This window comes from Pseudomonas synxantha BG33R (assembly GCF_000263715.2).
Classification (GTDB): Bacteria; Pseudomonadota; Gammaproteobacteria; order Pseudomonadales; family Pseudomonadaceae; genus Aquipseudomonas; species Aquipseudomonas synxantha_A.
The window spans coordinates 4,261,554-4,275,094 of record NZ_CM001514.1 but is presented as its reverse complement, the minus strand read 5'-3'; the positions used below and the strand labels follow the sequence as shown (position 1 = coordinate 4,275,094).

Genomic DNA, 13,541 nt, shown 5'->3' with positions numbered 1-13,541 from the left:
GCGCACGCCGGTTGAGGTGCCCATACACCGATACCACCTCTGTGCAAGACATGAACCCTAGGCTTTTCTGACCATTGTGCAACTCAGGTCATGTGATCATGTCTGCTTCACTTCATCGAAATACGCCCTCGCTTGCGGCATTCGACCCCCGTGGGTTGACGGTCCGCAGTGTCGCTTATCTGCGCGCTACCCCCCAGGCTGAGCCGACGGCCCGTGTCAGGCGTCAAGTCTATGGGGCCAGCGGCCTGATGCTTGAGCAGTGGGACCCTCGTCTGCATACCCTTAAATCGCGTGAACCATTGATCGAGGCGAATCAGGTGTCGGTGTACAGCCTGTCCGGTACGCTGATCCGCAACCACGATGTGGACGCCGGCATGCGGCTGATGCTGGCGGCGCCATCCGGGCAACTGTTGCAGGCCTGGGACGGTAGGGGGGCCTATCAGCGCCACGACTACGATGACTTGCAGCGTCCGGTGGCGGTGTTCGAACAAGCGGCCGACGAAGAGCGACCCCGCTGTGTCGAACGCCTGGTATATGCCACCCCAACATCTGAGCACCGCGCCCTTAACCGCAGTGGCCGTCTGGTGTGCCATGCCGACCCGGCTGGCGCCCAGGTGTTCGAAGCCTATGGGATGACCGGGCGAGTGCTTCGGCAGACGCGGCGATTTCGCGAGGCGCCGGGCGATGTTGACTGGCCGCTTGCTCAGGCCGATCAGGACCAGCAGTTGGACGGCGAGCGTTACACCACACTTTGGACATTTGATGCACTCGGCGGCACGTTGGAACAGGTCGACGCCAAGGGTAATGGTCGGCACTTTGCCTATGGGTTGGACGGACAGACGAAACATATTCACCTCGCCTTGAAAAGTGGCGCGCGCAAGACCGTGATAGAGCGCTACGACTACAATGCTGCCGGTCAGGTGGAGGCGGCCCTGCTGGGCAATGGCGTGAGCAGCCTCGCCGCCTATCGGGCCGAGGATGGCCGTATGCACCGGCTGATGGCGTACCGCAAAAATGAGCGGGCGACGCCATTACAGGATTTGAATTACGGATATGACCCGGTGGGAAATATTTCAGCCCTGCAGGATCAGTCGCAACCGACGAAATGGAGCCACAACACGCAAGTGGAGGCTTCATGCCGCTATGAATACGACTCGCTGTACCAACTGACTCAGGCGACGGGCCGGGAAAGTGCCGCCGCCACCATCGGCCCGGCGCTGCCTGCACGTATTTTGTTCGGTTCCACCGATGCCGGTTTATGGCGCAACTACACCCAGCACTACGCCTATGACGAGGGGGGCAACCTGACCCGGTTGCGCCATGTGCCGTCCAGTGGCGTCGGTTACACGCGCGATATGCAGGTCGCCATTGGCAGTAACCGCGCGTTGTCTAGCGAGCATCTGGCTGGCGAGTTGGCGCAGGGTTTTGACGCCAACGGCAATCAGCAACGGCTGGGGCGTGGTGTACCGATGGTGTGGAACGTGCGTAATCAGTTGTCCAGGGTCACGTCAGTTGTGCGTGACGGCGCTGACTCGGATGAGGAAACTTATGTGTATGCAGGCGACGGCCAGCGTGCGCTCAAGCTCACGCACCAGCAGGTTGCCGGCAGTCGACAAACAGCGCGTGTCTATTACCTGCCAGGCCTGGAAATTCGCCAGCGGCCATTGCGTCGATTGAATGTATTGCGCCTTGACGTAGCGCGCTGCGCGGTGGAGATCTTGCAATGGGAGCTGGGACTTGATGAGGGGGCTGACGATGAAGCCCTGCGTTTTTGCCTGACCGATCAGCAGTCGAGCCATGGGTTGGAGTTGGGCGAACAGGCCGAGTTATTGAGTCAGGAGAGTTATTTCCCGTATGGGGGGACAGCGTGGTGGGCATCGCGCAACGCGGTGGAGGGCAGTTACAAAACCCGTCGATATTCAGGCAAGGAGCGTGACGGCAGCGGTTTGTATTACTACGGTTTCCGCTATTACGCCCCATGGTTGCAGCGCTGGATAAGCCCCGACCCTGTTGGGGGAGGGACGCAGCTGAATCCTTATCTCATGGCGTTCAACAACCCGGTCACGTTCGTTGATTCAATGGGGTTGCAGCCTACCGACATGGAAAACCCTCAGATACAGGACGAGATCATACTCATCCTGGTTCTGGCCTTGCTGGGCCTGGGGGCGGGAGCGTTGCTGGGCGATGCGAGGGTGGGGGCTGCCGTGGGGGCTCTGGTGGGAGGCCTGCTGGTTGGTACCGACCGCTTCATTACCTATCAAAGCATGCAGCCGCAGGCCCTGGCCAGCGCAGCGCAACAACTGGAAGAAAATTTCGCCAGGGCCGTTTCGGAGACGGCGATTGCTGCGGCGGAGGATGCGGGGCTGAGTCACGAAGAAACGGAGCGGCTGGTGAATTTTGCCTACGCGCGCCGTCATGGTGAAGAAGGCATTACCCTTATGGTCCATCGGCGTCAGGGGACCCTCCGTGGCTACGTGGGGCCTGTGGACGAGGCGGGAGACCTGGAACGCGCACTGGGGGGGAATCGTAACCCGATGCCGGAGTTGAAACGCATGGGCTATGGCGTGATAGTGCTGCGAAGTCCGGCACGTGAGCCCGCTGCCGCGAGCGGTCAGCAGGCGGGGCCGAGCGCGTTCGAGGTTGGGGTGACCACACAGGTGGCTGGCTCAAGTCGCGCACGCGGTGGTCGGCAAGCACAGGCGCAGGTGCCGTTGGTGGCGCCGGCGGCAGCGAGAGCCACTGCCCCGCAAATGGAGTTCGATACCGCGAGGCTTGTAGATACCCAACTATCGGGCCGCGAGCGCCGCAGTATTGCCCTTACCCTCAGCCACTTGCGTGAAGGGCGTTTTGGCGCGGTTCATTGGCATGCTCACAGAGACCAACTATGGTCCGCTGATTTGCACGGCTACGCCGCTGCTCGTGGACGCGGTGCCTATCGTTTGATGTTCAGCCATCTCGGCGGCCAGCGTTACCGAGTGGAAGGGGTACGTAACCCACATCGCTGAGGACTTATCAGCGGCTGCGTGCCGATGCGATGGCGCCGCACTTTTGTTAGAATGCGCGCCGCGCCGCCTGACCGACGCGTTTTTGAATCCGGTTCACCCCTTACGAGGGTAGCCACCTGGAGAGAACACCCATGACTCAACCGATTGTTGTGGCGGCACTGTATAAGTTCGTCACCCTCGAAGATTACGTCGCCCTGCGCGAGCCACTGCTGCAGGCGATGGTCGACAACGGCATCAAAGGCACCTTGCTGATCGCCGAAGAAGGCATCAACGGTACCGTTTCCGGCAGCCGCGAAGGTATCGATGGCCTGATGGCCTGGCTGAAAAAAGACCCGCGCATGGTCGACATCGACCACAAGGAATCCTACTGCGACGACCAGCCGTTCTACCGCACCAAGGTCAAACTCAAGAAAGAGATCGTGACCCTGGGCGTCGAAGGGGTTGATCCGAACAAAAAGGTCGGCACCTACGTCAACCCGCAAGACTGGAACGCATTGATCAGCGATCCTGAAGTGCTGTTGATCGACACCCGTAACGATTATGAGGTGTCAATCGGTACCTTTGAGGGCGCAATCGACCCAAAGACCACCAGTTTTCGCGAATTTCCCGACTATATCAAAGCCAACTTCGACCCGGCCAAGCACAAGAAAGTCGCCATGTTCTGCACCGGCGGCATTCGCTGCGAGAAGGCGTCGAGCTATATGCTCAGCGAAGGCTTTGATGAGGTTTATCACCTCAAGGGCGGGATCCTGAAGTACCTCGAAGAGGTGCCCCAGGAAGAAACCAAATGGCAGGGCGACTGCTTTGTGTTCGACAATCGCGTGACCGTGCGCCACGACTTGAGCGAAGGCGACTACGATCAATGTCATGCCTGCCGCACACCGGTCAGCGTAGAAGATCGCGCCTCTGAGCATTATGTGGCTGGCATCAGTTGCCCCCATTGCTGGGATAAGCTGCCGGAGAAGACCCGTCGCAGCGCGATCGACCGGCAGAAGCAGATCGAGCTGGCCAAGGCCCGCAATATGCCGCACCCGATTGGTTTCAACTACAAGCAAACTCCTTCCGAGGCCTGAGCCATGTCTGCGCGCCTGCTCTATGTAATGGACCCGATGTGTTCCTGGTGCTGGGGCTTCGCCCCGGTCGCGCAGGCGCTGGTTGAGCAGGCCCAGGCGGCCGGCGTAGACGTGCACCTGGTGGTGGGCGGCTTGCGTACCGGCAGCGGTGCAGCGCTGGAGCCGACCACCCGGCGCTACATCCTTGAACACTGGCAAGCGGTCACCGAGGCCACCGGCCAGCCATTCAAGCGTGAGGGCGCATTGCCTGAGGGGTTTGTCTACGACACCGAGCCTGCCTGCCGTGCCATCGTCACTGCGCGCAGCCTGGCGCCGGATTGCGCCTGGACGCTGCTGGGGCTGATCCAGCGCGCATTCTATGTCGAGGGACAGGACGTGACCCTCGCCCATGTGCTGGTGGAGCTGGCCGAGCAGGCCGGCATTCCGCGTATCGAGTTTGCAGGCGAGTTCGACCGCGCCGAGCAGCATGCTGCCACGGCCGCCGATTTCACCTGGGTGCAGGATCTGGGGATCGCCGGTTTCCCGACGTTGCTCGCAGAGCGCAATGGCCAGTTGGCCTTGCTGACCAATGGTTACCAGCCGCTGTCCGAGCTGTCGCCGTTATTGGGTCGATGGCTGGAGCGAGCTGCCTGTGTATGAGCAACCTCAACGCACTGACCGCCTGACCTGGGCAGAGATTCGCCGTCTGGCGCTGCGTCACAAGAAAGCCCTGTGGATCGCCAATGGCGTGGCCGTGCTGGCGACGCTGTGCAGTGTGCCGATCCCCCTGCTGTTGCCATTGCTGGTGGACGAAGTGCTGCTGGGCCACGGCGATGCCGCGCTCAAGGTGATGAACCACGCGTTGCCCCTGGGTTGGCAGAAAGCCGCCGGCTACATCGGCCTGATGCTATTGGTAACGCTGGCCCTGCGCTGTGGTGCGTTGGTGTTCAACGTGGTGCAGGCGCGGCTGTTTGCGCGTCTGGCCAAGGACATCGTCTATCGCATCCGCGTGCGCCTGATCGAACGCCTCAAGCGGATCTCCCTGGGTGAGTACGAAAGCCTGGGTAGCGGTACGGTCACTACCCACCTGGTCACCGACCTGGACACCCTGGACAAATTCGTCGGCGAAACCCTCAGCCGTTTCCTGGTGGCGATGCTCACCCTGGTCGGCACGTCGGCAATCCTGGTGTGGATGCATTGGCAGCTGGCGCTATTGATCCTGTTGTTCAACCCGTTGGTGATCTACGCCACCGTGCAATTGGGCAAGCGCGTCAAGCATCTGAAGAAGTTGGAGAACGACAGCACCTCGCGCTTTACCCAGGCATTGACCGAAACCCTCGATGCCATCCAGGAAGTGCGCGCCGGCAATCGCCAGGGCTTTTTCCTCGGGCGCCTGGGCCAGCGTGCCCAGGAAGTGCGCGACTATGCGATTCATTCCCAATGGAAAACCGATGCTTCCAGCCGCGCCAGTGGGTTGCTGTTCCAGTTCGGTATCGACATTTTCCGTGCGGCAGCCATGCTTACGGTGCTGTTCTCCGACCTGTCCATCGGCCAGATGCTTGCCGTGTTCAGCTACCTGTGGTTCATGATCGGCCCGGTGGAGCAACTGCTGAACCTGCAATACGCCTACTACGCAGCGGGCGGCGCGCTGACGCGGATCAACGAGCTGTTGGCACGTGCCGATGAGCCGCAGTACGCCGGTGGTGCAGACCCGTTTACCGGGCATGAGACTGTTGGTATCGAGGTGCGTGGCCTGGAGTTCGGCTACGGCGAGGACCTGGTGCTCGACCAATTGAACCTGGCGATCGCGCCGGGGGAGAAGGTGGCGATTGTCGGCGCCAGCGGCGGCGGCAAAAGTACCCTGGTGCAGTTGCTGCTGGGGCTCTACACACCACAGGCCGGCAGCATTCGTTTTGGGGGGGCCACCCAGCAGGAGATCGGCCTGGAAACCATTCGTGAAAACGTCGCCGTAGTCCTGCAACACCCGGCGCTGTTCAACGACACCGTGCGCGCCAATTTGACCATGGGCCGCACTCGCTCCGATCAAGCCTGCTGGCAGGCGCTGGAAATCGCCCAGCTGGATGCTACTGTCAGGGCGCTGCCCATGGGCCTGGACAGTGTGGTGGGGCGCTCGGGTGTGCGCTTCTCCGGTGGTCAACGGCAGCGCCTGGCCATCGCCCGCATGGTGCTCGCCGAGCCCAAAGTGGTGATTCTGGACGAAGCCACCTCGGCACTGGATGCGGCGACCGAGTACAACCTGCATCAGGCATTGGCGCGGTTTCTCAGCGGGCGTACTACACTGATCATCGCCCACCGGCTGTCCGCGGTGAAACAGGCTGACCGAGTACTGGTGTTCGATGGCGGGCACATCGCCGAGGATGGTGATCATCAGCAATTGATTGCCGACGGCGGGCTCTACGCCAAACTTTACGGACACCTGCAACAAGTGCGTTGATTTAGCTTAGGCTGTGCTATCGGAAGCGGATTTTCGCGTGCGTATCAAGCTGTGCATGTGTAAGGGACTTCATGAAGCAAAAGCGGACTCTCGGAACGCCACGGTTGTTGGGTATCGTCTGGCCCTTTATTGCCGTTGTCTTGTTCCAGGCATTGTTAGGCTGTGGCAGTCTCTACGTGCTTTCTGCGGTGCGTGGCTATGTGGCTGGCGAAAGCTTGTGGTCCAAGGGCCAGAAGGATGCCATCTATTACCTGACGCTGTATGCCGATAGTCGCGACGACGCCACCTATCTCAAATACCAGCATGCCATTGCCGTACCTCAAGGCGGGCATGAGCTGCGTGTGGCTCTGGATCGTGCCACGCCAAACCTGGCTGCCGCGCGCCTGGGCATCCTCAAGGGTGGCAATCACCCGGACGACGTCCCCAGCCTGATCTGGCTGTACCTCAACTTCCGCCATTTCAGCTACCTGGAAAAAGCCATTGAACTGTGGACGGTCGGCGATGACTACCTTGAGCAACTGGATGAACTGGCCCAACAGATGCACAGCGCCATCAGCACCGATCAGGTCACCGAGCAGGATGTGCGCGCCTGGAAAGCGCGCATCATTGCCATCAACGAGGGTGTAACGCCGGCCGCCAAGGCGTTCAGTGATGCGCTGGGCGAAGGTTCGCGAATGATCCTGCGCCTGTTGTTGATCACCAACCTGGCCACCGCCCTGGGGCTGATCGTCCTGGCGCTGTTGCGTACCCACAAGTTGCTGGCCCAGCGCCACGCCTTCGCTGACGCGCTGCAAGCGGAGAAGGAGCGGGCGCAGATCACGTTGGAGTCGATTGGTGACGGGGTGATCACCACCGACGTCGACGGCGCCATTGCCTATATGAACCCAGCGGCCGAAGCGCTGACCCACTGGAAGTCCGAACAGGCCCAGGGCTTGCCGTTGGCGGCGTTATTCAAGTTGCTGGATGAAAACGCCGAGCCCGACGGCTTCGCCTTGATTGAACACATCATCAAGGGCCAACTCAGTGGCGGCAGCGAGCATTCCAAGCTGATCCAGCGCCTGGACGGCAGCACCGTCTCGGTCACGCTGGTGGGCGCGCCGATCCGCAGTGCCGGCAAGGTCAGCGGTGCGGTGCTGGTGCTGCACGACATGACCCAGGAGCGCCAGTACATCGCCAACCTTTCGTGGCAGGCGACCCATGATGCCTTGACTGGCCTGGCCAACCGCCGCGAATTCGAGTTCCGTCTTGAGCAGGTACTGCAACAGGTGGCACGCCAGCAAAATGGGCGACATGCCTTGATGTTTCTCGATCTCGACCAGTTCAAGCTGGTCAACGACACCTGCGGCCATGCGGCAGGCGACGAACTCCTGCGCCACATCTGCGCGCTGTTGCAATCTGACTTGCGCGAGGGTGATACGTTGGCACGCCTGGGGGGCGACGAGTTCGGCATTCTGCTGGAGAACTGCCCGGCGCCGGTGGCGGAAAAGATCGCCGAGAGCTTGCGCCATACGGTGCAAAGTCTGCACTTTGTGTGGAAAGGCCGACCGTTCATGACCACCGTCAGCATCGGCCTGGTGCATATCTCGCAAACCCCAACCACCCTGGAAACCTCCCTGCGGGCGGCCGACATGGCCTGCTACATGGCTAAGGAAAAAGGGCGCAACCGCATACAGGTCTATCACGCCGATGATTCCGAGTTGTCGCTGCGCTTTGGCGAAATGGCCTGGGTGCAGCGCCTGCACATTGCCCTTGAGGAGGATCGGTTTTGCCTCTACGCGCAGGAAATCTCGCCGTTGGGCCACACCGAAGCCGGCAATGGGCACATCGAAATTCTTCTACGCCTGCATGACGAAGCCGGGCGCATCATTTTGCCCGACAGTTTTATTCCGGCAGCCGAACGATACGGTTTGATGACGTCGCTGGATCGTTGGGTGGTTGAGAACGTATTCAAGATCATTGCTCGATGCATGACTGAACGTCCGGGCCGTCCTATGGCTATGTGTGCGATTAATCTGTCAGGAATAACTATCGGTGATGACGATTTTCTAGGTTTTTTACGTGAGAAATTCGGCGCTTACAACATTCCACCGGAAATGATTTGTTTTGAAATAACTGAAACCAGCGCTATAGCCAATTTGGGTAGTGCCATTCGATTTATTAATGAACTCAAAGCGTTAGGTTGCCACTTCTCACTCGACGACTTTTGCGCCGGAATGTCCTCATTCGCATATTTGAAACATTTACCTGTAGACTTCCTGAAGATCGATGGAAGTTTCGTAAAGGATATGCTGGACGACCCGATTAACCGCGCCATGGTCGAAGTGATCAACCACATCGGCCACGTCATGGGTAAGCGCACAATTGCCGAATTTGTTGAAACACCCCAGATCGAACAAGCGTTGCTTGAGATCGGTGTGGATTACGCTCAGGGCTACCTGATTGAACGCCCGCAATTGTTTACCTTTGATAGCTTGCAGTGTCGACCCGTGCGGCCTCAGCCCCTGGTGTTCAAGGCGCCCGGCACATTCCGCTGAAACATTTGCTGGTCTGTAAAATCACACTTAAAAAGGAGCCCTACAGTGATCGACACATTCAACAGAACCGGGCCGCTTATGGAAGCCTCGAGTTACCCAGCCTGGGCGCAGCAATTGATCCAGGCCTGTAGCGAGAGCAAGCGTCGGGTTGTCGAGCACGAACTGTATCAGCGTATGCGCGACAACGCCCTCAGCGCCAGGACCATGCGCCACTACCTCATTGGTGGTTGGCCGGTGGTGGAACAGTTTGCCTTGTACATGGCGCAAAACCTGACCAAGACCAAGTTCGCCCGCCACCCGGGTGAGGATATGGCGCGACGTTGGCTGATGCGCAACATTCGCGTGGAACTCAACCATGCTGATTATTGGGTGAATTGGGCGCGTGCCCATGGTGTCAGCCTTGAAGAGCTGCAAGCCCAGGACGTGCCGCCGGAATTGCATGCACTGAGTCATTGGTGCTGGCACACCAGCTCGGCGGATTCGTTGATCGTCGCGATTGCCGCCACCAACTATGCGATCGAGGGTGCGACAGGGGAGTGGTCTGCCGTGGTCTGCTCTACCGGTGTGTATGCCGACGCCTTCCCCGAGGAAGATCGCAAGCGGGCGATGAAGTGGCTGAAGATGCACGCCCAGTACGACGACGCCCACCCGTGGGAAGCCCTGGAAATCATCTGCACCCTGGCCGGGAACAACCCTGGCAAGGCCCTGCAGGAAGAGTTGCGCCAGGCAGTATGCAAAAGCTACGACTACATGTACCTGTTCCTGGAAAGCTGCATGCGCCTGGAGAACGTAGAGAAAGACAAAGAGAAGGCGCCAGCCATTCGCGAGCGCCCGGTGCGCGTTGCCAGCGAGGCGTGATGTAAACGTGATGGCGGGGAATTACCCCGCCATCGCCAAGCGGTTGCGTCCTTCGCGCTTGGCCACGTACAGCGCGTTGTCTGCTCGGCGCAGCAGGCTTTCAGCCGATTCGGCCGCCAGCAGCGTCGAGCAACCCAGGCTCACCGTCAATTCGACCCGCGTGCCTTCCACCCAATAGTCCTGGGCTTGTGCCGCCTGACGCAAACGCTCACCGACCATCTTCGCTGCATCGCGTCCGGTGTTGGACAGCAGGATCAGAAACTCTTCCCCGCCAAACCGAAATACCATGTCGACGTTACGCAACTGGTGTTTGATCGCCCCCGCCACGGTGCGCAGCACGCTATCGCCGGCGGCGTGACCATGGGTGTCATTGATTCTCTTGAAGTGGTCGATGTCCAGCATCAGCACCGACAAGGGGTGCAGATGCCGCCTGGCCATGTCGATTTCCCGTTGTAGCGTCTGATCCATGGCCACGCGGTTACCGGTTTCGGTCAGCGAATCGCGCAGGGCGCTGCGGGTGGCTGCACGGTAGAGCAGGGCGTTACGCATTGGATACAGCAACGTCACCAGCAGGGATTCAAGCTGGCTCAATTCCTCGTCGATCAACCGTTGGTTGCGGCGAAACACCAGTTCCCCAAGGTGCTCGCCTTCGTGGCTCAAGGTGTAGCTCACCGAATGGTGGCCACGATGACCGAACTCGAGGCGCAGGTCGCTGGCGGCATGGCGATACTGCAACGCGTCCAGCGGCACCAGGCGTTGTATTTCGCGAAAGAACAGGCCGAGGATGCGCTCCGGCTCCAGGCTGGTTTGCAACTGTTGGCTCAGTTGCTGGCAAAGTTCGCTCAGGGTTGCGGGGCGGCGTGGACGCAGGGAAGGTTGACCAAATCCCAGGCGCTGCAATTTGGCAGTGTCGAAGTCAATCGCGTTGGTCTGGGTGGGTGTTTTCATAAGCGGATGGCCTCTAAGCACTTGGCTGTCTTACAGGCGGGATGAGGGCGGCAAGTGCCAGGCGTCTTACTGTTCCTTCAGTTCCGTAAAACATGGGGAGCAGTTTAAACCGCTTTGCATTGAGTTATAACCCCGAGGCACGTGCCGCACGTCTTGTCATCACTTAACCTGCGTGGGAAGTGTTACAGCGAGATTCGTGCCAAAGCCGTTTTGTTTTAAAAAGTTCTTATAAATCAAAAGACTGTAATTAAAATAAAAATTATCTTTTAATTAATGGCGCCAGTTATTTGGCTGGTAGGGGCCGGCGTTGCAGCCGACCCGTTCAACTTTAATGTCACGGTGGTTCGCGTTGTTTGTCGCGAACAAACAACGTCTCAAATAAACCTCACATAAATGACACCGCCTTCATCACGGCTGGACCAGCGTCGTGCGGTCGATTTGCGCGATGGAAGTGACGCCGGTCAGCGTCATGGCCACGCGCATTTCCTTGGCGAAGATATCCAGCACGTTCTCTACCCCACGTTGGCCTTCGGCGGCCAGTGCATAGGTGGTCGCGCGCCCCAGCAGGCACGCCTTCGCACCCAGGGCGAGCATACGCACCACGTCGAGCCCGGAACGAATGCCGGAGTCCACCAGCACGGTCAAGTCATCGCCCACCGCGTCGGCAATCGGCGGCAACGCCTTGGCGGTGGACAGCACGCCGTCGAGTTGGCGGCCGCCATGGTTGGACACCACGATACCGTCGGCACCGAAACTCACCGCATCCCTGGCATCCTGGGGGGCGAGAATGCCCTTGATGATCATCGGGCCTTTCCAGAATTCGCGGATCCACTCCAGGTCTTTCCAGCTGATCGACGGGTCGAAGTTGTTGGCAAGCCAGCCAATGTAGTCCTCCAGATGGGTGGGTTTGCCCAGGTACTTGGAGATATTGCCCAAGTCGTGGGGGCGGCCCATCAAGCCCACATCGAATGCCCATTGCGGCTTGGTGACCGCCTGCAACATGCGCCGTTGCGCCGCGTACGGCCCGGACATGCCCGAGTGCGCATCGCGGTAGCGTGCGCCGGGTGTGGGCATATCCACGGTGAACACCAGCGTGGTCACGCCGGCCGCCTGCGCTCGCTCCAGCGCATTGCGCATAAAGCCGCGATCCTTGAGCACATAGAGCTGAAACCAGATCGACTGCGGGCTCTGCGAGGCCACTTCCTCAATTGAACACACCGACACCGTCGACAGGCAGAAGGGGATGTTTTTGTTGGCAGCTGCCTTGGCCGCTTGCACTTCGCCGCGCCGCGCATACATGCCGGTCAGGCCGACCGGGCTAAGAACGACCGGCATCGCCAGTTCCGTGCCGAACAAGTGGGTGCTCAGGCTCAGGCTGTCGACATTGCGCAGGATGCGTTGGCGCAGGCTGATCTCGGCCAGGTCCGAACTGTTGGCGCGCAACGTGTGCTCGGCGTAGGCGCCACCGTCGATGTAGTCGAACAGAAAGCGCGGCAACTTGCGCTTGGCCGCAGCGCGGTAGTCGGAAGCGGACGAGATGATCATCGACGGTGTCTCCACAGGGCAAAGTGCTACACGATAAGCAAAGTTGTGACATGATAAAAACAACTTTTATCACTGCTATCCAGTCGCAAAAGGAATGCTGATGAACCTGCGAACATTGCGTGCGTTTGTCGAAGTGGTGCGCCAGGGCGGGTTCTCCCAGGCAGCCGAGGTGGTAGCGTTAACCCAGTCTACCGTCAGCAAGGCGGTCAAGACCCTGGAGGATGAGTTGGGCGCGCCGTTGCTCAACCGCCTCGGCCACAAGAACGAGCTGACCGCCGCCGGCGAAATCGCCTACCGCCGCGCCTTGGTGATACTCGCCGAACGCAACGACCTGATGGCTGAAATCAACGACCTGCGCGGTCTTACACGTGGCGTGCTACGCATCGGCTTGCCGCCGGTGGGGTGCGGCGTGTTGTTTGCCGCCATGTTCGCCACATACCGCAGCCGTTACCCGGACATCGACATTGAACTGACCGAGTACGGCAGTAAAAAACTGCGTGAATGCCTGGAGGCAGGGGAGGTCGATCTGGCCGCACTGTTGTTGCCGGTGGACGAAGGCTTTGACTACCAACCGGTACGCAACGAACCCCTGATCGCGGTACTGCCCATCAACCATCCACTGGCCCGACGCAAGCGCATCGACTTCACCGATCTCGCGGACTCGCCGTTCATCCTGTTCGAAGCCGGTTTCGCCCTCAACGCCAAGATTCTCAGCGCGTGTGAGCGCAAAGGCGTGACCCCGAAAGTCACCGCCCGTAGCGGGCAGATCGACTTTATCGTCGACCTGGTCACCGCCGGCCTGGGCGTCGCCTTCCTGCCGCGGATGCTGGCGCACAAACACCAACACACCGGCATCGCCCTGATCCCCCTAGACGAACCCCAGACTGACTGGCACATCGCCCTGGCCTGGCGCGCCAGCGCCCACCTGCCACCGGCGGCGCGGGCCTGGCTGGATCTGGCGGCGGAGCCGGCGTTTTCAACAGGTCATGGCGGTTAATTGAAACGAATGTAACGCAAAGCTTGACTTCTTCTTTTTAATCAGTAACATACGGCGCATTCCGCGATAGCTCAGTTGGTAGAGCAAATGACTGTTAATCATTGGGTCCCTGGTTCGAGTCCAGGTCGTGGAGCCAGATAGAGAAAA

9 protein-coding genes and 1 tRNA gene are annotated in these 13,541 nt (G+C 59.8%); 8 read left to right on the top strand and 2 right to left on the bottom strand.

Annotated features, from left to right (window positions below; genetic code table 11):
* Window positions 1-98: 98 nt before the first annotated feature.
* From PSEBG33_RS08805 to PSEBG33_RS08830, 6 genes are all read left to right on the top strand, one after another.
* Window positions 99-3,005, top strand: a complete 2,907-nt coding sequence (locus PSEBG33_RS08805; RefSeq protein WP_005789886.1) for an RHS repeat-associated core domain-containing protein — start codon at window positions 99-101, stop codon at window positions 3,003-3,005.
* 131 nt (window positions 3,006-3,136) lie between these two features.
* Window positions 3,137-4,078 carry a rhodanese-related sulfurtransferase gene (locus PSEBG33_RS08810; RefSeq protein WP_005789885.1) on the top strand — a complete coding sequence of 314 codons (942 nt, stop codon included), beginning with the start codon at window positions 3,137-3,139 and terminating at the stop codon, window positions 4,076-4,078.
* A gap of 3 nt (window positions 4,079-4,081) precedes the next feature.
* Window positions 4,082-4,717: a DsbA family protein gene (locus PSEBG33_RS08815; RefSeq protein WP_005789884.1), complete on the top strand. Its 636-nt coding sequence runs from the start codon at window positions 4,082-4,084 to the stop codon at window positions 4,715-4,717.
* Window positions 4,710-6,512: an ABC transporter ATP-binding protein gene (locus PSEBG33_RS08820; RefSeq protein WP_005789883.1), complete on the top strand. Its 1,803-nt coding sequence runs from the start codon at window positions 4,710-4,712 to the stop codon at window positions 6,510-6,512. Before PSEBG33_RS08815 ends, PSEBG33_RS08820 begins: the two co-directional genes overlap by 8 nt.
* A 71-nt stretch (window positions 6,513-6,583) precedes the next feature.
* A complete protein-coding gene (locus PSEBG33_RS08825; RefSeq protein ID WP_005789882.1) occupies window positions 6,584-9,046 on the top strand; it encodes an EAL domain-containing protein in 2,463 nt (820 codons plus the stop codon).
* A gap of 78 nt (window positions 9,047-9,124) precedes the next feature.
* Window positions 9,125-9,904: a TenA family transcriptional regulator gene (locus PSEBG33_RS08830; RefSeq protein WP_413817848.1), complete on the top strand. Its 780-nt coding sequence runs from the start codon at window positions 9,125-9,127 to the stop codon at window positions 9,902-9,904.
* Between the two features lie 21 nt (window positions 9,905-9,925).
* Here PSEBG33_RS08830 and PSEBG33_RS08835 read toward each other — a convergent pair whose 3' ends face one another.
* A complete protein-coding gene (locus tag PSEBG33_RS08835) occupies window positions 9,926-10,852 on the bottom strand; it encodes a GGDEF domain-containing protein (RefSeq protein ID WP_005789880.1) in 927 nt (308 codons plus the stop codon).
* Window positions 10,853-11,260: 408 nt separating this feature from the next.
* Window positions 11,261-12,397 carry an FMN-dependent L-lactate dehydrogenase LldD gene (gene lldD, locus PSEBG33_RS08840; RefSeq protein ID WP_005789879.1) on the bottom strand — a complete coding sequence of 379 codons (1,137 nt, stop codon included), beginning with the start codon at window positions 12,395-12,397 and terminating at the stop codon, window positions 11,261-11,263.
* Window positions 12,398-12,497: 100 nt separating this feature from the next.
* Here lldD and PSEBG33_RS08845 point away from each other — a divergent pair, with 100 nt between their 5' ends.
* Window positions 12,498-13,394, top strand: a complete 897-nt coding sequence (locus tag PSEBG33_RS08845; protein ID WP_005789878.1) for a LysR family transcriptional regulator — start codon at window positions 12,498-12,500, stop codon at window positions 13,392-13,394.
* A 60-nt stretch (window positions 13,395-13,454) separates the two neighbouring features.
* Window positions 13,455-13,530: transfer RNA gene (locus PSEBG33_RS08850), tRNA-Asn, on the top strand.
* Window positions 13,531-13,541: the final 11 nt, after the last annotated feature.